We start from the raw sequence: 19,217 nt of genomic DNA, 5'->3' as shown, positions 1-19,217 counted from the left end.
AAGCATCCCAGCCACGACCGATCTCGAATCCGCCCGCAACGGGGAGAAAGTGTGCGTTCTGCCAGTAGCAACCCTGATGGCAGCCTGTGGCGCGACTGCGCCCATTACCGCGGTCAGCTTCAACGGGAGAGCCGGCATCCGACCTATTGAAGTACCCCTCATTGTCGGCTCCGGAGGCGCTACAATGCGCGAGCCCGCATCGGGCGCTTCGGGCGGTTATCGTACAGAAGAGGACAGGGCGGCCAGTGCAGTTCGAGATCACGGAGCAGACACGCGCAGCCGTCAGTGCATGGATCGCAGGCCGAGGCCTGACCGAAACGGATTTCCTTTTCCCGAGCCGGGTTCGCGCTAAGCCGCACATGTCTACGAGGCAGTATGGGAGGATCGTAGGCAGATGGGTATCCAGCATCGGTCTCTATCCAAAGCGATACGGAACACACTCAATGAGGCGGACAAAGGCATCACAAATCTACAAGAAAACGGGCAACATCCGCGCCGTCCAGCTGCTACTCGGTCACACGAAGCTGGAGAGCACCGTCCGCTACCTCGGGATAGAGGTCGATGACGCGCTGGCGATTTCCGAGCAAGTCGAACTATAGGCTACGCGGAGCGGCGCCGGCATGAAGCGTCGCTCCGTGACCCGAACCGGACCTTGCTGACACGCAGACAGTGTCCGCCGCGCGACGTGGCCGCAGTGGTTGCCGGTTCCAAGAAGACGCCCGCCGCAGAGTCCGCCTGCGATCCGTTCCGACATCACACACCAATTGCAGAGCCTATTACAGCGGTATAGCCAGCGAGTGGGCGAGCTTGATGAGATCGGCCTGGCGGCTTGCTCCCGTCTTGAGGAAGATGTGCTCGAGATGTGTCTTAAACGGTCGTGCGCCGGATCCCAAGCGCCGCTGGCGTCTCCAGCGTCGTCCTGCCGGCAGCGATCTGCTCGAAGACGTGCGCCTCGGCGGCGGTAAACCCGCAGCATGCTCACCGAAAAAGACGATCGCTGATCACCCCTCACCATAGCGTCATGGTCCAAGACAGCGGAGATCCTTGTCCAACGCGTTGTCTGAATCGATAGCCGCCAATCGATTCACGACATCGATGGAAATCTGAGATGTCGTCCCAGCCTTGGAAGGGCCGGCATCTCCCCGTCACCGACCCGCCAGGTCCACGCACCCATCTCTGGCCGGTTCGCGATCATGTCCTGCAACGAAGCCTCGAACGCTTCGTCCGCACCGGCCGGGATGACAAAGAGTGTCGTCGCTGGCTTGGAATGCCTCCATCCCCACAGGAATATGCCCGAGGGTTAAGAACGGCCTCGATGACCGACCGTCTTTCGTCCACCAAATCGGCATAGGTCGAGCTGACGAAGATCTGGTATTTAACGTCCATGCGGCTTCACCCTTCGATCCGCCCTTGTAAGTCTGCAAGCAGGCTGGGGATAACGTTCCGTGCCCGCATCAAGAAGCCGAGTCATGATTCTTGCAAGGGGTGAAGTGATCAAAGCCCGACCCGCGCGCTGGCACGCTAGGTTGCCCGGTTTGCCGGAACGAATAATCACTTGCGGCCGAGGAGTATGAAACGTGCGGTGCCCCCCGCCGCAGCGACAGCCTTCGCTATTCCTTCTTGTCGACCAGCGCCCGTAGTGCCGAGACGTCATGCAGCAATAACCTGCTGCCGCGCTTTTCGATCAGGCCTCTCTTGGCGAGGTCGCTCATTTCGCGCGAGACCGCTTCCCTGTGCGTGCTCATCGTTGCCGCCAGCTCGGAATGCGTCGGTGCCGGGCTTACGGACACCTCGCCGTCCACGAGTGCGGCTTTCTCCGCCCGATGCAGGAGCTCGACGATCAGCCGTTTTCGCACCACCAGAGTGCTGTATTCGAATACCCGCTCGGTCATGCGCCGGAGCTGGGCAGACAGATGCTCAAGCAGCATCCAGGCAAAAGTCGGGTGGGTCATCACGATATCCCGGAATGCTGTGCCGGACAGCCGTGCAGCGCGGGTTGCCTCCAGCGCGACTACGCTGGCAGAGCGTGCAATCCCGTCAATGCCTCCGAGCTCCCCGAAAATGTCACCCGGTTCGACATCGCGATACGCTATCTCCCTGCCGTCCGCTGAAACCAGTGTCACGCGAGCCCGTCCTTCCAGCAGGAAGAAGACATCGCGACCAGTGTCGCCGTGGGAAATGATTAGCTCGTTGTGTCGATAGCTGCGCTCGTGCCACCGTTTGGTCAGCGCGGCGAGGTCGGCATCGCAAAGTCTTGAGATGAAGGCCAGAGAGCCTGTCACAACGGTCTCTTGTTCAATCAAGTGTACTTCACCTTACTCCCTATCCAAGGAAATTTGATGGCCGGCAGGCCCCGCTTTCCGGGATGCAAACTGGGAGCGGATTTCGCCAATGTTTTCCCCGGTGTGGGAATTCCCACAGCCGAGCCTGGTTCGACTGTCATATCCTTGTTGCAACGTCAGGCCCGCCGGCTCGTGTGCAAGCCGGCGAAGGGAAAGGGAACAGTCATGAAATTCTTGGCTCCCGTCACAAAACTTGCTGCGGGGTTTCGCAAATTCGTCGCGCCGCGCTACCGCCCGGAGCTTTATTACATGCGTGGCCCGGGGCCAGCCACCGCCCGCCGTATGGGCACGCCGCGGCAAAACCAATCCATCGACCACTACGCCTAATTTGCCTCGCGGACGGCTGACGCTCTCGCCCGGAGTGCCGTTCGCGCCGTTCCGTACCGGTCAATTCAGATCAATGAAGGGACGATCTGATCATGGTTATAATTCATGCTGCCGCCATTGGTCCATTTCGCAGGTGGTTACGCCTCCGCGCCGAGCGAAAAGCTCTCTTGTCGGCAACGGACCAGTTGAGCCGTTTACCCGATGACGTCCTTGGCGACATCGGCATCTCACGTGACGAAATTATGTGCGATTTGCGAAGCCGCGCCATCCGTCATGCGGAGGCAGGCGCGGCCGGCACGACGATCGAGCGCACCAGGATCGTTTCGGCCTCGATCCCGAGACGGTTGGCTGCCGGCAGTGGCTACGCCTCGGCCGAGATCCCCTTTGGCTGGTCCACGAGCGCGCGATCGAGCCTTACATCGCGGCTTCGACAAGCAGCGGCGCGCGGACGGGACCTTCGAACGGCACTACACCTGCGACCCCAAGGACTGAATGTTGACCGACGGGAGCTGGGGAGGATCTCAAAATGATCATGTCAGTTGTTAAGTCCCTCGCCTGTGACGCTCGGCACCGTGCTGATCGCAATCAGTCCGGCTTCATTGTCGGCTTCTGACGCTCGGGATCTCGCGTTCGCTCACGCTGACATGCCAATCAAACAGCTGAAAGACGTCTATTTGGATTGCGAGCGGGGAGGCCGCCGGTGCGCTGGGGACGGAAGACGTGATGTACTGTTCGATGCGCGAGTTCCGACTAGGCGCGAGATAGCAGTTTGCGCATAATCAACGATGCATGGCCTTCTGCACCGTGCGACGCGGCCCTGCGATCGATCACTTCGAACCATGTTTGCGGTAAAAGGCCATTGCCCGGTCGTTTCCCTCGAGCACTTCGAGTGCGATGCTCGGGATGCCGGAATGGGCGGCAAAGACAGCGTGCAATATATTAGCGGCTAGCCCGGTGCCGTACTCGCTTTGATCGATGTGGAGCCCGTCAAGCATGACGTCGCCGGCTTCATTCAGCCATCGCGTAGCCGGCAATCGAGCCGTCTGGCCGTTCTGCCACGAACGACATTTTGTTGGTGTCTGTCAGTTTCGCCGCAATCCGCTGCAGCGTGTGATCTTCATCCGAAATCCGGGCCGCGGTCTCGGCACCCATGATTGGCGAGTACGTCCTGCGCCAAGACTCTCCAATGAGCAGCGATACCGACGGCACGTCCTGCTCAGTCATGGCTCTGATTTGCGTCATCGATAATGTCCCCTGCCGGTCAATTATAGCGTTGCCGGACGGGCCGCTCAAATTCGGAGCGGCGGCCTACCGCCGCTTCATCGCATGGGGGTCACGCCGTTCCCTTACACCTACCATCAGGCATGGTCCGCAGGTCGACTCCTACCGATGAGCTAACGTCCGCTCTGGAGAAGCACCGCGAATGTCTGAACATGGCGCTCCTTGCCCGTTCGGGTGGACAAAACGAACAGCCGCTGTCCACCTCTGAGCGGCAGTTTAGTTGGGTGCCAAGCGTTAGATTTTGGCAGGAAGCGGCCGGCTTTGCGACCGCCAAGCCGACCGCGGTCGATCAGCCCGCGCAGTTCTGGAACAGGTTCGGTAGCCGGTGGACCTCGTCGAGCATAACCAGCTTGTCCTGATGCTCGGCCAAATAAAGCTCCGGCTCGGCAAGCCGTGCGCGGTCGGCGTCCGACTCGAGGTCAAGGTAGATCGAAGGACGCCGTTCGGCTATTTCCGGCGCCAGGGTTGTCTTGCCGACCTGAAGCGGCCCGAGCAGCGCAACAGCGGGCATGCTGTCCAGCGTCTCGGTGAGTTCTAGGCTGATGCGGCGTCCAATTATCCTTGCAATTATGGAGTACAGTTCCAGTTTTGCAAGGAAACCGGCAGCCCAGCCGTGCAAGACGCGCAGAGGCAAGGGCGTTAAAAGGCGCCGACGCCTTAGTTGTGAGATTGGCCCGGAACCGATCCCGCCGATGCTGACCCGGTTCATCACAATAAACAGAGCATTCGCCAAGGCACGACGGACTCTGAAACCGGGTTGATTGTCCGACCATGACGGTCGGATAACTGTCAGGACGAATACCGATCGCGCAGGAACGCGACGAAGATCGGTAAGGCAGGATTGGCGTTGTCGGGTCGCCAACGGGCTAAACTGGAGATCTGAATTGGTTTGCCCCGATCCGCAGCTTACGACAGATCGCATCTTTAAGAACCCTGTCGGCATCTCGGTCGTGGATCAGAGCGACTACAAGCCCGTTTCCGACGAGGCGCAAAGATGCCTGCACTGACGTGATGTTCGAGGATTGGAGGATGCTGCACGCCGCGTCCAACAGCGTCGGCGAGCAGAAATGCTTCGCCTCTGCGGACGAGCAACGTCTCTTGCTCCAGATCCTGCCACTCGATCACGGAATGGCTTGCGAGAGAATGATTTGAAGCAAGAACGACAGCCAGAGTGTCTTTCCACAGTGTCAGTTCGCATGCGCCGCCGGTGAATCGGGAGGAGAAGGACACGACGACGTCGGCCTGGGTGGCACCCAGAGCAGCCTTCGGCGAAGGATAAGAACTCTCTATCAAGCTGACGGTCACATTTGCATGAGATTGCCCGAACTCGATGACTGCATCCAAGCCTCGCCCGGCGAGGATGATTCCGTTGGAGCCGATGGAAAGCTTTCATGTTCATCTTTGGTGGCGGTCCTGGCCAGAGTGAGAGTATCATCAAGCTCGAGCAGCACGGAGCGCGGACGCTCCAGGAAAGCGCTCGCCTGCCGGGGTTGGGCCGATGTCGCGGGCATGGCGGCGAAATCCTCGTTCCCATGGCGTATTCGAGATCGCGTATGCGCCGGCTGACGGCGGAGTGATCGATCCCTGCGCGTCGCGAGGCGCGAAGAAAGCTGCCCTCCTCCGCGACCACAAGTGCATAATTGAGGGTCGCGAGTTGGACGGAGCTCCGCATCTCTGCTCAAAGTCAAGTTGGCGACAAAACGCGTTTGAGCGCTTTTGGCCGCTGCGGACTATCGCCAGATCTCAGTATTGACAAAGGGTGGGCAGTCCAACCCTCCTTAGAAGAACAATACTGAAAACACCGTGCATGGCCGCACTCGTTTCGGATTGCTTGGCGCATGGCCAACCGTTCCCGAAACGAGTGCTGCTGTGTTTAGTCCAGTATTGGAGGCTCCAATTGGTGGGTAATCTTGTCCGTATCTTTGCACGATGTGCTTGCCAATGGCACTACCAAGATTTGGCGAGTGACAGCACGGGTCAGTCGCACGCATCATCGCCCAATGCCATGGTGAGGAGATGATGCGGTGATACAGACAAGCACACCGAGATCCGGCCAGCAGACACATTCGAGCAACATCAACAACGAGACTGTCGCGTGGCCTCTGGTGGTAGGAGTCGGTCGGGCACACGCCCATCACGGGGAATTCCTCCAAGGCGTCTTTGAAGCGGAAAACGGACGGCTTTGTCGCGGACTCGTCACGCTTCCGCTGACGTCGCAAGAGTCGCTAGTGACCTTCTGGCCGGATGAACAAGATGGCATTCGGCCGCGACCCGCAAACCGGATCAAAGCGGCGCGCGCGGCGGCCCTCACGCTCGAGCATGTCGGGGTAGCTGGAAGAGGGGGAGAATTGACGATCGAAAGCTCTATCCCGATAGGGCACGGCTACGGTTCCTCTACGGCAGACGTCATTGCGTCGATCCGCGCGGTCGCGGCTTCGGCGCGCGTCGCGCTGCGCCAGTCAACTGTTGCGCGACTGGCGGTGGCCGCGGAAGGCGCAAGCGACGCCATCGCCTACTGCGACCAAGCTCTCCTCTTCGCTCACCGGGATGGCCGTACAATCGAACATTTCGGAGGCGAGTTCCCGCCCTTTCTCGTTGTGGGTTTCAGGGACGGCAGTGCCCGGCCCATCGACACGCTGGGCATGCGACGAGCACGCTACGATAGTGAGGAAATCGGAGTCTTCCGTGTTCTGCGCGGATTGGCGTGTCGCTCAATTAGGCAACAAGATCCCCGCCTGCTTGGACGTGTCGCAACCATCAGCGCCAGGATAAGTCAGAGGTATCTGCCGAAGGCAGCTTTCAACACTGTTCTGGACATAGCGCGCGGGCATGACGCATGCGGCGTGCAAGTGGCTCACAGTGGCACTTTGATCGGCATCCTCCTGGATGCTGCCGCACCGCGACCCGCCATGCGCGCCGTCGAACTCGCAACGCAGTTGAGGGGCGCAGGCTTCACAGATGTTCATACATTTGGCCTTAACGCCGAAACGAGAGTAATCCAGTGAGCGCAGGTGAAGACTACTTACGCGCCTATGAAACACCGCGATTTGCCCAGCTCGCGCCTAACCTCAACGCCGCCTGCTTTTCCCTCATGAAGCTGCTGCCCGCCCGATTCATGGTGGACCGTGCAGAAGCATCAGGACGCCTTAAGCGCGGTGGGCACATCATTGAAACGACGTCGGGCACGTTCGGCCTGGCCATCGCCATGCTAGCTGCCGCCCGTGGGTATGGGCTTACGCTCGTCACGGCCTCCAGCCTCATCGACGTGAAACTCAAGAGACGGCTGGAACAGCTCGGTGCCAAAGTGATGGCCATCGATGATCCTCAGGGAGACGGCAATCAGCGTGGTCGGCTCGAGTACCTTCAGAAGACCTTGCAAGATAACCCGGACACGTATTGGCCACGACAGTACGACAGTCCGGAAAACCGGCTTGCCTACGCGCGCCTGGCGGATCTCGTTGTTCGTTCACTCGGCCGCGTCGATTGCCTCGTCGGCTGCGTGGGAACAGGGGGATCGCTGTGTGGAACCGGAGGTTTCCTTCGTGAGCTCTTTCCAGATCTCAGGATGATTGCTGTCGATACCCACAGAAGCATGCTCTTCGGCCAGCCTGTCGGAAGGCGCATGCTGCGCGGGCTCGGCAACAGCGTTTTGCCGGACAATGTTCGACATGAGATGATCGACGATATTCATTGGGTGGGCGCATTACCAGCTTACGCCATGGCGCATGGGCTTTTTCGCGATCACGGGCTGTTCATGGGCCCGACCAGCGGCGCCGCAGCCCTGGTCGGCGCATGGTTCGCCAAGCAAAATCCCGAAGCCTCCACCGTCGTCATAATGCCAGATGAAGGGCATCGTCATTCCGATACAGTCTATAACCCGGATTGGCTCGCCGGCTTGAAGGACTGGCCAATCTCAATTCCACTTGAGCCAACAGTTCTCAAGCGAATTCACCCGGCCGAGGAGACGGCATGGACCAGATTTCCTTGGGACCGTAGAACTCTAAGCGCCGTTCTCGCAGAGTTTGAGGGCTCGTCCCCGGCGGAGCGACAGGTCTGAATTCAGAGCTTTGACGCGACAAGGCAGCACCGGCCAAGAGTCAGACGGGGTGCATCACCCGGTGAAGAAAATCCCTAGTGCGTTCGTGCTTCGGGTGTCGAAGGAGGTCCTTGGCCGGACCTTGCTCGACGATCCGGCCGCCGTCGAGAAAGAGGACACTATCGGAAACCTCGCGGGCGAACTGAATTTCGTGCGTAACCACGAGCATGGTCATGTTCTCGTCTGCGAGCGCGCGCATGACCTGCAGGACCTCGCCGACCGTTTCCGGGTCAAGTGCGGAGGTGGGCTCGTCGAAAAGAATGGCCTGTGGGCGCATCGCCAGGGCGCGGGCGATGGCCACGCGCTGCTGTTGGCCGCCCGACAATGACGCGGGATAGGCATTCGTCTTATCGGCCAAGCCGACGCGATTGAGCAATGCCGTGGCCCGCTCCCGGACCTGCTTCCTATTTTCCTTCAGCACGTAGAGCGGCCCTTCCATGACATTTTCCAGGGCTGTGCGGTGCGGAAACAGGTTGAAACGTTGGAAAACCATGGAAACGCGGGTGCAGATGGCGTGAACCTGGGGCGAGGCGGCATCGACCACGGTGCCGTCGATGCTGATGCGACCGCGCTGATAGGTCTCAAGCCCGTTCACACATCGTAGAAGCGTCGATTTGCCGGAACCCGAGGGCCCAATCAGACATACGACCTGTCCTTTGGTGATCTCGGCGTTGATCCCCTTGAGGACTTCGTGGGCACCGAAGGACTTGTGCACGTCGTCGAAGGTGATCATCCCGCCGCCCCAAGATAGCTTTCGACTCTACGCATAAACAGGTTCAGCGGAACCGTCAGACACAGGTAAAGCAGTGCCACCAAGGTAAAAACTGTCATGTTGTCGAATGTGGACGACGCAAGCATCTTGCCCTGCATGGTCAGCTCCTGAACCGAAATCACCGACACAAGCGAGGAGTCCTTCAGCAGCATGACCATGTTGTTGGCGTAAGGCGGCAGGATAATCTTGAATGCCTGCGGCAGCACGACGCGGCGCATCATCAACGGACGCTTCATTCCGATCGATTTTGCCGCTTCGACCTGACCCTTATCGACCGCCTCGATGCCAGCCCGGAAAGTTTCCCCGAGATAGCAGGAGTGAGCCAGCCCCAGCCCGATCGTGCCAGCCTGGAGCGCAGTCAGGTTGATGCCGATCTCGGGCGCGACAAAGTAGATATAAAAGAGAACCACCAACAGTGGTATGCCGCGCACGAAGTCGACAAGGAGCCGCGTCGGCACGGCGACACAGCGTATCCCCGATGTCCTGAACAGCGCCCAGACAAGGCCGAGCGCCGTCGCAAGACACAGCGCAAGAAAGGTTATCATGACGGTCAGCCAAACGCCGTTAAGAAGAAGCGGCAGATATTCCGTTGCATGCGCGATGAATTTGGTCATGGCCGGCTTCCTCTTGGCACGTACCCCGGCCGTCAAAGCCGGTCATTCCGATGCGATCCCTTGGTCCTGCCAGCCGGCGCTTCTGTCGAGGTCAGTGCGGGTTGGCCTCAAAGGCCATATTTGGCAAATATTCGGCTTAATTCGCCGCTTTCCTTCAGCTTGGCGATGGAGGCATTCACCTTTTCGAGAAGCAGTGGATTTTCCTTGGCAACCGCCAACGCGACCTCGCCTTTTTTCATCGGCTGGTAGCCGTCGACGAGGCGAACACCCAGGTCGGGATTCTTTGAAAGCTGATATGCGACGATCGGGGCGTCACCGAAACCGGCCTTGATGCGGCCCAGAACCACATCGCGCATCATGTCAGCGATTGAGTCGTAGAGCTTGACTTGACCGAAGACGCCAAGCGCTTCCAGAGCGTCAGCGTAGGTCGAGCCGATCTGCGCCCCGACGGTCGCACCTCTGAGCTCCTCGATCGTGTAGTTTTTGCTATCGCCGGCAGCAACAAACATCGCCTCGCCATACGCGTAAACCGGCGTGCTGAAATCGATCACCTGCTTTCGTTTGTCCGTTATGAACATGCTGGCGGAAATCAGATTGATTTTGTCGGTCGTCAATGCCGGGATCAGGGCTGGAAAAGCGTTTATTTGAAAATCGGCGGTCGTACCAAGGCTCGCGGCAATCGCACTTGCCAGATCGACCATCGCGCCTGTCGGCTTTTGGGTTGCGGTGTCGACAAACGTGAACGGCACCCCGGTTGGCGTGACGCCGACCCTGAGGGTTTCCTCAGCCATCGCCTGAGTTGCCGTTGCGACGCCGAGGGCTGCGAGCCAGCCGATGAGTGTTTTGCGAAGCATGAAAATTCCCCTTTCATGTTTGAATCGAGGTTCCACTCGCTAAGCGAGTTGAATTTGCCTCTCGTGGAAAGCTTTTGGAAGTCGCAATGTCGTCCGGTGGCGGACGGGATCATCAGTCGATCAGAAATCGCATCTGTTCATGATCGTCTCTATCTTCTCTTCAGGATATCTTGGTCGCGCGTTGTTCATGAGAGGGCGTGAAATAGTCACGGCCCTCGCCAACGTATTGCCACGCTTCGGCAACTGACTGAAACGATGGTTGTGCTTTGTTCGGACCGGTCGAACGATCCAAATCTTTGAGGCCGCTCGCTGTCACGATGGCAACGACGCTGTCCGACCGCGCGATGGTGCCTTCTCGCCTCAAGGATTCGATAGCTGCAAATGGCGTCACCGAGGCAAGCTCGGCAAAAACACCCTCGGTGGCCGCAAGCTGCTGCTGCATCGCTATCAAGCCGATATTGCCGACCGGCATTGCCGTGCCGCCAGATTCACGCAGGGCGTTGAGCGCCTGAAACGTGCTTCGTGTGGTGCCGATCGAGATGGCAAGCGTGTCGAAGCTTGCGGGGACTTCGGCAACCAGATCTCCCTTGCCGGCAAGGGCTCTGGCCAAAGATCCATGCACTTCCGCCGCCACGAGTCTCGGCAAGCGCTCGATCTTGCCTTGGCTAAGAAGGTCCTTAAATCCGGCCCACAGCCCGGCAAGCGCGTCCCCATAGCAAACAGGCAAGGCGCACCAGTCCGGCACGGCACCGTGCATTTGTTCGACGATTTCGTAAGCCAGGGTCTTGTAGCCCTCGATCCCTACAGGATGACTGCCCACCACGGGGCTGTGAAACGGTGATGTTGCAAACCATCCGAGGCGCTCGGTACCAGCGGCAAGCAATGGCCAGCGATGGGACTTGTCGGCCAGGGATACGACGCTTGCGCCGTATTTGCGGATCTGCGCCAACATTGCGCCGGCGGTGCCTGAGAATGTGACAACGACGCATTTCAGGCCCGCCCGAGCAGCATAGGCGGCAAGTGAGGCCCCGGCGTTCCCCGACGAAGCAGTCGCCACCACGCGTGCGCCACTCAAACGTGCCATCGACACCGCCACGGTCGAGAAGCGGTCCTTGTGGGACCAGGTAGGGTTTGCGCCCTCGTCCTTGATAAGAAGCTTGGGGACGCCGAGCTGCCTTCCCAGCTTCTCAGCGCTCAGCAACGGCGTCAGGCCCTCGCCCAAGGAGATTGCATCGCTGAGTCCACAAGGAAGCATGTCGGCATAGCGCCAGAGCGAGGGCAGGGCGGCACCCGCTGCGGAAGCGGCCGATGTAGCTCCGGATGGATCGTAGGCGACCTTAAGATTGGCCGGTGCTTCGGCACAGCATATCGGGCAGCCGCGTGAGTCGATTTTGGTATCGATCCGGAACAAGGCGCCGCATCGAATACAGGAAAACCCTGCCGCGCGGCTCATAACGGCACCCGGGTGATTGCATCGTGCGTCTGCGTCAGCCGCTCCACTCCGCGCTGGCGAACAACCACCATGTCCTCCACCTGGAGTCCCCAGCGGCCGATTTCGTAGTAGGGGGTCTCCACGCACAGCACCATTCCTTCTTCAAGGATGTCTGTACTGCGCGCCGAGAGCGTCGGCGCATCATAACCATCAAGGCCGATGCCGTGTCCGACGTGATCGCGCTCGTAGTGGGCAATTCCTTCGCGCTTCACCACACGCACGACCGTCTCGAAGAGCTGTGCTGCTGCCATGCCCGGCCGGATAATGTCGCAGGCATGCTGAACGCCGCGCAGCAGCGCCTGCTGAAGCCGATGCGCCTGCGGCGGCGGCTCGCCCAGCGTGGCGATGCGGGCAATGTCGGCGCGGTAGTGCCGAAACCGGCCACCGACGTCGAAGCGGATGATTTCTCCAGCGCGCAACCTGCGGTCAGACGGCTGGACGTTCATGAGCGCGCTGCGCTCGCCAAAGCCGATGCATCCCAATACGGGCAGGGCGCCTTCCTCAACCGTCCTGACATGAAAAGCGCGCGCCAGATCTGCTTCGGTGGCGCCTTCCTGAGCAACGCCGAGTGCTGCTTGAATGGAGCGTTCGGCAATCTGGGCAACTTGGCCGAGCCGTTCGATTTCATCTGCCGTTTTTACGGCACGAACCTCGCGAAGCAATGCGGTGGCTGGTAGGAACGACGCATTGGGAAAATGGGCTCTGAGGGTTTCCTGGTATCCTGGCGCGAGTCCCGCCTCGTCTATGCCGATCCGCCCACGGGTGAGCTTGGCTTCCTCCAATGCGGCGACCAAAGCCGCAATGGCATCGCCATGCCTCGGCAGGTCTCGAAGCTGGAGGTGTCGTTCATTGGCGAGGTCCACGGTGGCCGAGGAACCGACATTGGCGTAAAAGTCGCCATAGCGCCGAACCTTGCTTACCCACAGTTCCTGATCGGCAACGAGGTCGAGGGTGCTGGAGCTGGCGATGATTTCAGGCGTGCCCTTGTCGGGAGCTGGCCACACCACATAGGCCTGCGGACCACGACGGATCCATTGCGGCAGAGCCCAGAAGCCGCTCATATAGGTCACGTTTTCCGGCGTCGTCGCTATGACGGCATCAAACCCGGCTGCCGACATGCATTGTTTCAGGCGGGCCTCGTTAAGCAGCATGGTGGGAATCCCGAGCCTGTTTTGCTTCCAGAAAGCCGAGGCCTGCTGAGATGCGCGCCGCAGCTGCCATTACTGCCTCTCCAACCTCGGCGATCTCCACATGCGGCCCCACAGACCGGGGGTAGGCCACACTTATCGCAGCCATGATTGTGCCTGATGCATCGCGAAGCGGTGCGCCGACCGCAATCAGCCCGGTAAAATTCTCGTCCAGGGATGTTGTGTAACCAATGGGCTCGGACGCTCTGATTTGAGCAACGAGCTTGTGCGGATCGGTGACTGTGCGTACGGCAACCTGCTCCAGTGGACCGCGTCCAAGAATCCCAATGACCGCCTCGCCGCTCAGCTCCATCAGGAGCGCCTTGCCCAACGCGGTGGAGTGCAAGGGGAAGGTCTCGCCAGGTGAAGAACGAATGACGACCGGACTCTTGCTTTGCACTGTCAAGAGATAAATTCCGCAGCTGCCCCGCCTGATACCGAGGAATGCGTTGAAGCACCCTTCGGCGGCCAGCGCCTGCAGTTCGATTTCAGCCAAACCAACCAGGCGATCTCTGCCCAGGACCTTCCGCGCCAGCGCCAGCACGGAGTGACCCAGCCGGTAGCGCCGCGAGTCTGGCGACTGCTCGACATAGCCCTGCTCTGCCAGGGTATTCAGAATTCGCTGCACGGCGGGAGCACTCTGCTCAAGCCGGCGGGCTAGTTCGCGCACCCCGACAGCTTCGTCCGCTTCCTTGAGGACATTGAGAACCGCAAGCCCACGTTCCAACGAAAGATTTCCTGTCACTGACGTTCCTTATATCGGAATGGTGTTCCTTAATATGATGAGAAAAGCAGCAATGGCCGCGCCTGTCAATGACGAATGTGCATTATAGTGTGTCGTCCTAAAGTGTGCCCAGCGACGACCATGCCGTCATGGACCTACGGTTGGTTGTCGGCCTCAACGTACAGAGGATTCGGCGCGCACAGGCCCTCTCTCAAGAGGAACTGTCGTTCCGTTCAGGATTCACGCGCGCCTATCTGAGTGGTCTCGAGGCCGGCCGTCGCAATCCCACACTCCTGTCGCTCGCAAAGCTTGCCACCGCATTGAGCGTCGACATCGAGGAGCTGACGAAACGGCCCGGCAAAAACGCCCGAGCCCCAGCTGGTGATTGTGCTGTGGCGTCGCGTGAGCGGCGCAAGGGAAAATCCTGATGCTCTCGGCGGCCTGCTGGCCAGTGCATCATGGCGAGTTGCGACGGATGAGCTGCTCCACGTCAACTTGCAATGCCAACGCCAGTACCTCCAGCGTATCGACGGTCGGTGAGTTTTCCTCCCGCTCGAGCTTGCCGACATAGTTGCGATCAAGGCCGGCAAGGTCCGCGAGCTGCTCCTGCGACAGGCCCGTGCCTTGGCGTAGCAATCTCAGATTGCGAGCAAAAACTGACCTCAGCCTCATGAAGCGAGGCAGTCAGAATGCGCCCTTTAGTGCCACCTACTATAGTAGTCAAAAGTCATGCCGGACGTTGCGGTCGGACCTAAGTTATTTATTGTTTTCTTTGTCTCAGTACATTGAAAGGGCCTACAATGGCGGCGGTTCACGGGAGCGTCTTACAGGATCAGCTAATACAAATCTTTGAAGCAACCGCTCGGATTGACCGTGCAACCAGCGCCGCCGAGATCATTCGGCAACTGCGCAAGAGCATCGAACGTCACGGCTACGCAGCCTGTCTCGTCACCGAATTGCCACGCCAGGACACCGGATCGCTGGATGGACACATCCTTGTCAACGGTTGGCCGCAGGAATGGTACGACCACTACAGGGCTGTCGGACACTACCGCCACGATCCTTGCGTTGCTTTGTGCCGTGGCGCGATCGGGCCCTTCCTTTGGAGGGACGCCAATCACGGCTTGACGAACAGCAATGCCAGGAAGGTGATGGATGAAGCGAGAGAATTTGGGCTTTGCGACGGAATCTGCATCCCAATCCAGGATGCGTTTGGCGATCCGGCCTGCGTAACGGTTGCTGGAAATGAAATTGATTTGGCGCCGACGGTGCGCTGCACCATTCATGCCCTTGCGCGCCATGCCTATTCGGCTGCCGAACGCCTCGTTGGCAACTCGCGCAGGCGGCCGAGACAAAAGCTTTCCCAACGAGAGCGTGAAATCCTGCAGTGGGTCGCGGGAGGAAAGACCGCATGGGAGGTTTCCCGAATACTTGGCATCTCGGAAAACACTGTGACTACCCACCTGCGCAACATCAAGCAGAAGCTCAGCACCGCCAATGTTGTGCACGCGATCGTCGAGGCTTTTCGCAGGCACGAAATCGAGCTTTGATCCATCCTCAGATCTGGGTATTTCACGGGCAATCGTCGCGTGGTCGGATGGGGTTCCATCTCGAGGAACCACAATGATTCAGGTCCATGTCGTCGACGCGTCAAACTGCTTTGCCTATCGAGAGGATCTCGACAGCTACTTCCGCCTGAGACATGAAATCTATGTCGATGAACGTGGCTGGCATGAGCTGAGGCGCCCCGACAGTCGCGAGATCGACCCGTTTGATACATCCGAGGCGATTCATCTGCTCGGCATCCAGCCGGGAAGAGGTGTCGTTGCCGGATCCCGCCTGGTGCCGAGCCTCAGACCGCATCTGATGAGCGAAATCTTTCCGCAACTTGCCGATGGTGGCGTTCCGCGCCGACCCGATATCTATGAGTGGACGAGATTTTTCGTGGCCCGGGATTTTCGCGAGCCCGGCCGGCCCTGCCAGGCCGCCGGCGTGATCTACTGCGGAATTCTGGAATTCTGCATTCAAAGAGGCATTAGCAATCTGACGATTGTCTGTGAGGACTACTGGTTCGACCGCTTGGCATCGATCGGGTGGTGCCCGAAAAGGCTCGGCGCTCCATTCAAATGCGATGACATGACCATCATCGGCGTGATGGTCGACGTCGGCCCGTCTGCCTTGGCCGCGACGCGACAATTCTACCGCATAACGGACCCAGTGCTTTGGGCCGACACGCCAATCAAGCAGCTGGCCTGACCTTAGGCCGTCGCTGGGCGTTACGCCTCGAACGACCATGCTGCCTGGCGGACAAGTTGGTGCATGCCGGCGAATGCGCATCCACCTTTCAGCCATAAACGCTAGTCGCAAAACCGGCCGCTCCAGTCACCACCGGGCGAAATCGTGCTGTTCGAAACCGAAAACTAAGCGGTTGACTTGCCAACGTTTGGAAAAAATCATGTCTCGACCGGCAGCCGGTTCGACCGCTTGATCTGCGCAAGCGTGAAGCTGGACTCGATGGAGGAGACGCCATCGAGCCGCGTCAGCTTTTCCTTCAGGAAGCGCTCATAGGCGTGCAGGTCGCGCACCACCACACGCAACAGATAGTCGCGCTGGCCAGTCATCAGATAGCAATCGACCACCTCCGGCCAGCGTGCGATCGCCGCGTTGAACCGCTTCAGCTCGTTCTCGCGCTGGCGCTCAAGCTTGATTGAGGCAAACACCGAGATCGGCAGATCGACCATGTCCTGGTCAATCAGGGCGGCATAGCCGGTGATCACGCCCATATCCTCCATCAGGCGGACCCGGCGGGCGCAGGGCGAGGCCGAAAGGCCGACCCGCTCGGCAAGCTGCTGCGCCGTCATCCTGCCGTCGACCTGCAGCGCGGCAATGATCTTTCGGTCGATATCGTCCAGTCGACTTTTTGGCATCGAACGTTACTCCATTGGTCGATATTGGCGAAGCCAGCTAACGCAGCTGCCAATCTCATGCAACTTTAGCGACAATTGGTTTTTGCTCAGCCCTATGATTGCGACATCGCAACCGGGAGTCTTGCAGCATGGACAAACAAAAACTGGAGGCACTTTCGGCACTGGAGAAGAAGGTGCTCTGGCTGTCGACATGGATGATCCATAACGCCAATCACCTGCGGGAAAATACGGACGGCTTGAAGGTTGGCGGACACCAGGCGTCCTCGGCGTCGCTCGCCACCATCATGACCGCGCTTTATTTCTCGATATTGAGGCCGCAGGACCGTATCGCGGTGAAGCCGCATGCCTCGCCGGTATTCCACGCCATCCAGTATCTTCTGGGCAATCAGACCAGGGAGAAGCTCGAAGGTTTTCGCGCCTTCGGTGGCGCGCAAAGCTATCCGTCGCGGACCAAGGATGTCGACGACGTCGATTTCTCCACCGGTTCCGTAGGCCTCGGCGTCGCGCAGACGCTGTTTGCCTCGCTTGTGCAGGATTATCTCGTTGCCCGCGATGAAACCCTGTCCGAGGGCCGGATGGTGGCGCTGATCGGCGACGCCGAGATGGACGAAGGTAATATCTTCGAGGCGCTTTTGGAAGGGTGGAAACACGGCCTGCGCAACTGCTGGTGGATCGTCGACTACAACCGACAGAGCCTCGACGCCGTGGTTCGCGAAGGTCTTTGGGAGCGCTTCGAAAACATTTTCCGGAATTTCGGCTGGGATGTCGTGATCCTGAAATACGGCTCCTTGCTCGATGCCGCTTTTGCCGAACCGGGCGGCGAGGCGCTGAAGGTTTGGATCGACGCCTGCCCCAACCAGCTCTATTCGGCGCTGATCTTTCAAGGCGGCGGCGCCTGGCGCAAGCGGCTGTTGGTCGACATCGGTGAAAAACCGGGACTGACATCGCTTCTCGAGCGGCGGTCCGATGCCGAACTCGCCGCGCTGATGACAAATCTCGGCGGCCACGACCTGCCATGCCTGATCGAAGCTTTCGAGACCGCACGCGGCAATGACCAGCCGACCTGCTTCATCGCCTACACTATAAAAGGCTTCTGCCTGCCGCTCGCCGGCCACAAAGACAATCACGCCGGATTGATGACCAGGGATCAGCTGGAAGTCTTTCGCGCCTCGATGTCGGTCGGGGAAGGGCGCGAGTGGGATGCCTTCGAGGGGCTCGATATCGACGAGAGGGACTTGCGGCGCTTCCTCGATGCCGTTCCGTTCGCGGCAAAGGGCCAGCGGCGCCGGCACGCCCAGCGCATCGTGGTCCCTGGTCGTCTCGTCGCGGAAGCCAAAGGCAGCGTCTCCACGCAGGTCGGCTTCGGCAGAATTCTGGACGAGATTGCGCGGGCTGGCGGCCCGCTCGCCGACGCGATCGTCACGGCATCGCCCGATGTCACGGTTTCGACCAATCTCGGCCCCTGGGTCAACCGGCGCGGCCTGTTCGCGCGTCGGTCACTCGCCGACACTTTCCGCAGCGAACGCATCGCCTCGGCGCAGAAATGGGAATTCGGCACCTCCGGCCAGCACATCGAACTCGGCATCGCCGAGAACAATCTGTTCATCCTGCTGTCGGCACTTGGGCTGTCGCATTCGATTTTCGGCAAACGGCTACTGCCGATCGGCACGCTCTACGATCCGTTCATCCAGCGCGGTCTCGATGCGCTCAATTACGCCTGCTATCAGGACGCGCGCTTCCTGCTGGTCGCCACGCCGTCCGGGGTCACATTGGCGCCGGAAGGCGGGGCGCATCAGTCGATCGCCACACCGTTGATCGGCATAGCGCAAGACGGGCTTGCCGCCTACGAGCCGGCTTTCGTCGACGAGTTGGGCGTCATCATGCGCTTTGCGCTGGATTATATCCAGCGCGACGGCGACGCCGTGCAGTCGGAGCGCACCTGGCTGCGCGACGAGACCGGCGGCTCGGTCTATCTGCGGCTCTCGACGCGCCCGGTCGAGCAGATCATTCGTCCCATGACGCCACAGCTCGAGCAGGACATTGTCGATGGTGGCTATTGGCTGCGGCGTCCAGGTCCCAATGCCGAAGTGATCGTTGCCTACACCGGCACCGTCGCGCCGGAAGCCATCGAGGCGGTCGGCATGATGGCCGAGGACCGTCGGGACGTCGGTCTTTTGACCGTGACTTCGGCCGATCGCTTGAACGCGGGCTGGACGGCGGCAAGTCGCGCGCGCGAACGCGGCCTCGTCCATGCAAGGAGCCATATCGAAAGGCTGTTTGCCAATCTCCCTGCGCATTGCGCGATCGTCTCCGTCACCGACGGTCATCCGGCGGTGCTCGGCTGGCTGGGCTCGGTGTACGGCCACCGCACGCGCAGTCTCGGCGTCGAGCACTTTGGCCAGTCGGGGACGATCGGTGACCTTTACCGCCACTTCGGCATCGACGCCAATTCCATCGCCACGGCCGCAGATCGCATTGCTGTTGGCCGCCCCATCCGCTACCTGCGCGCGCTGGATTGATGCTGCGCGTCGCCGTCCGGGATCGTCGGCGTGGCCAGCCGCCAGTCCCGTCCGCGGCGAAGCGAGGGTCACCCGCCATGGG

Annotated in this window: 22 protein-coding genes and 1 pseudogene; 8 read left to right on the top strand and 15 right to left on the bottom strand. The window is 59.9% G+C overall.

Features of this window, described 5'->3' with window-relative positions; genetic code table 11:
* The first annotated feature begins 161 nt into the window (after positions 1-161).
* The gene (locus NKK47_RS29835; RefSeq protein ID WP_502903663.1) at positions 162-599 is read left to right on the top strand and encodes a tyrosine-type recombinase/integrase; all 438 of its coding nucleotides are present in this window, start codon (positions 162-164) and stop codon (positions 597-599) included.
* A gap of 592 nt (positions 600-1,191) precedes the next feature.
* Here the strand turns inward: NKK47_RS29835 and NKK47_RS29825 are convergent.
* Together NKK47_RS29825 and NKK47_RS29820 are read right to left on the bottom strand one after the other, a co-directional pair.
* Entirely contained in the window at positions 1,192-1,386 is a 195-nt protein-coding gene (locus NKK47_RS29825) for a DUF4062 domain-containing protein (RefSeq protein WP_352458912.1), read from the bottom strand.
* A 224-nt stretch (positions 1,387-1,610) separates the two neighbouring features.
* On the bottom strand, positions 1,611-2,282 hold the full coding sequence (locus NKK47_RS29820) for a Crp/Fnr family transcriptional regulator (protein WP_352579279.1): 672 nt from the start codon (positions 2,280-2,282) through the stop codon (positions 1,611-1,613).
* A gap of 57 nt (positions 2,283-2,339) precedes the next feature.
* Between NKK47_RS29820 and NKK47_RS29815 the strand changes: the two genes are divergently transcribed.
* Positions 2,340-2,669, top strand: coding sequence for a hypothetical protein (locus tag NKK47_RS29815; RefSeq protein ID WP_352579284.1), 330 nt, complete (start codon positions 2,340-2,342; stop codon positions 2,667-2,669).
* A gap of 827 nt (positions 2,670-3,496) precedes the next feature.
* Here the strand turns inward: NKK47_RS29815 and NKK47_RS29810 are convergent.
* The 5 genes and pseudogenes from NKK47_RS29810 to NKK47_RS29790 all read right to left on the bottom strand — a co-directional run.
* The gene (locus NKK47_RS29810; RefSeq protein ID WP_352579278.1) at positions 3,497-3,664 is read right to left on the bottom strand and encodes a GNAT family N-acetyltransferase; all 168 of its coding nucleotides are present in this window, start codon (positions 3,662-3,664) and stop codon (positions 3,497-3,499) included.
* 13 nt (positions 3,665-3,677) lie between these two features.
* Positions 3,678-3,893, bottom strand: coding sequence for a hypothetical protein (locus NKK47_RS29805; RefSeq protein ID WP_352579277.1), 216 nt, complete (start codon positions 3,891-3,893; stop codon positions 3,678-3,680).
* 346 nt (positions 3,894-4,239) lie between these two features.
* Positions 4,240-4,683, bottom strand: coding sequence for an AAA family ATPase (locus NKK47_RS29800; protein ID WP_352458035.1), 444 nt, complete (start codon positions 4,681-4,683; stop codon positions 4,240-4,242).
* Positions 4,684-4,874: 191 nt separating this feature from the next.
* A complete protein-coding gene (locus NKK47_RS29795) occupies positions 4,875-5,330 on the bottom strand; it encodes a LysR substrate-binding domain-containing protein (RefSeq protein ID WP_352579282.1) in 456 nt (151 codons plus the stop codon).
* A gap of 154 nt (positions 5,331-5,484) precedes the next feature.
* Positions 5,485-5,622 (bottom strand): annotated as a pseudogene (locus tag NKK47_RS29790) (helix-turn-helix domain-containing protein); the annotation flags it as partial.
* Positions 5,623-6,178: 556 nt separating this feature from the next.
* Here NKK47_RS29790 and NKK47_RS29785 point away from each other — a divergent pair.
* On the top strand, positions 6,179-6,955 hold the full coding sequence (locus NKK47_RS29785) for a GHMP family kinase ATP-binding protein (RefSeq protein WP_352579276.1): 777 nt from the start codon (positions 6,179-6,181) through the stop codon (positions 6,953-6,955).
* Complete coding sequence (locus NKK47_RS29780; protein ID WP_352458033.1) at positions 6,952-8,007, top strand: cysteine synthase family protein; 1,056 nt, start codon at positions 6,952-6,954, stop codon at positions 8,005-8,007. The genes NKK47_RS29785 and NKK47_RS29780 overlap by 4 nt, the downstream gene beginning before the upstream one ends.
* A 40-nt stretch (positions 8,008-8,047) precedes the next feature.
* Here NKK47_RS29780 and NKK47_RS29775 read toward each other — a convergent pair whose 3' ends face one another.
* The 6 genes from NKK47_RS29775 to NKK47_RS29750 all read right to left on the bottom strand — a co-directional run bounded on the left by NKK47_RS29775 (position 8,048) and on the right by NKK47_RS29750 (position 13,692).
* Complete coding sequence (locus NKK47_RS29775; protein WP_352579275.1) at positions 8,048-8,779, bottom strand: amino acid ABC transporter ATP-binding protein; 732 nt, start codon at positions 8,777-8,779, stop codon at positions 8,048-8,050.
* Entirely contained in the window at positions 8,776-9,432 is a 657-nt protein-coding gene (locus tag NKK47_RS29770; protein WP_352458031.1) for an amino acid ABC transporter permease, read from the bottom strand. Before NKK47_RS29770 ends, NKK47_RS29775 begins: the two co-directional genes overlap by 4 nt.
* A gap of 107 nt (positions 9,433-9,539) precedes the next feature.
* A complete protein-coding gene (locus NKK47_RS29765; RefSeq protein WP_352579274.1) occupies positions 9,540-10,286 on the bottom strand; it encodes a substrate-binding periplasmic protein in 747 nt (248 codons plus the stop codon).
* A 160-nt stretch (positions 10,287-10,446) separates the two neighbouring features.
* Positions 10,447-11,739, bottom strand: a complete 1,293-nt coding sequence (locus NKK47_RS29760; RefSeq protein WP_352579273.1) for a threonine synthase — start codon at positions 11,737-11,739, stop codon at positions 10,447-10,449.
* On the bottom strand, positions 11,736-12,929 hold the full coding sequence (locus tag NKK47_RS29755; protein ID WP_352579272.1) for a M24 family metallopeptidase: 1,194 nt from the start codon (positions 12,927-12,929) through the stop codon (positions 11,736-11,738). Before NKK47_RS29755 ends, NKK47_RS29760 begins: the two co-directional genes overlap by 4 nt.
* Positions 12,919-13,692: an IclR family transcriptional regulator gene (locus NKK47_RS29750; RefSeq protein ID WP_352579271.1), complete on the bottom strand. Its 774-nt coding sequence runs from the start codon at positions 13,690-13,692 to the stop codon at positions 12,919-12,921. Before NKK47_RS29750 ends, NKK47_RS29755 begins: the two co-directional genes overlap by 11 nt.
* Before the next feature lie 158 nt (positions 13,693-13,850).
* Between NKK47_RS29750 and NKK47_RS29745 the strand changes: the two genes are divergently transcribed.
* Positions 13,851-14,117, top strand: a complete 267-nt coding sequence (locus NKK47_RS29745; RefSeq protein WP_352579270.1) for a helix-turn-helix domain-containing protein — start codon at positions 13,851-13,853, stop codon at positions 14,115-14,117.
* Positions 14,118-14,145: 28 nt separating this feature from the next.
* Here NKK47_RS29745 and NKK47_RS29740 read toward each other — a convergent pair whose 3' ends face one another.
* Positions 14,146-14,361, bottom strand: coding sequence for a helix-turn-helix domain-containing protein (locus NKK47_RS29740; protein ID WP_023679380.1), 216 nt, complete (start codon positions 14,359-14,361; stop codon positions 14,146-14,148).
* Between the two features lie 128 nt (positions 14,362-14,489).
* Here NKK47_RS29740 and NKK47_RS29735 point away from each other — a divergent pair, with 128 nt between their 5' ends.
* Both NKK47_RS29735 and NKK47_RS29730 read left to right on the top strand, forming a co-directional pair.
* Positions 14,490-15,239 (top strand): autoinducer binding domain-containing protein, encoded by a 750-nt coding sequence (locus tag NKK47_RS29735; protein ID WP_352579269.1) that lies wholly within the window; start codon positions 14,490-14,492, stop codon positions 15,237-15,239.
* A 73-nt stretch (positions 15,240-15,312) separates the two neighbouring features.
* Positions 15,313-15,945, top strand: a complete 633-nt coding sequence (locus NKK47_RS29730; RefSeq protein ID WP_352579268.1) for an acyl-homoserine-lactone synthase — start codon at positions 15,313-15,315, stop codon at positions 15,943-15,945.
* A gap of 197 nt (positions 15,946-16,142) precedes the next feature.
* Here NKK47_RS29730 and NKK47_RS29725 read toward each other — a convergent pair whose 3' ends face one another.
* A complete protein-coding gene (locus NKK47_RS29725) occupies positions 16,143-16,616 on the bottom strand; it encodes an Lrp/AsnC family transcriptional regulator (protein ID WP_352579267.1) in 474 nt (157 codons plus the stop codon).
* Positions 16,617-16,744: 128 nt separating this feature from the next.
* Between NKK47_RS29725 and NKK47_RS29720 the strand changes: the two genes are divergently transcribed.
* A complete protein-coding gene (locus NKK47_RS29720; RefSeq protein WP_352579266.1) occupies positions 16,745-19,135 on the top strand; it encodes a thiamine pyrophosphate-binding protein in 2,391 nt (796 codons plus the stop codon).
* Positions 19,136-19,217 lie beyond the last annotated feature (82 nt).

This window comes from Mesorhizobium sp. M0019 (assembly GCF_040323975.1).
GTDB lineage: Bacteria > Pseudomonadota > Alphaproteobacteria > Rhizobiales > Rhizobiaceae > Mesorhizobium.
This window is presented reverse-complemented; position numbering and strand designations above follow the sequence as displayed.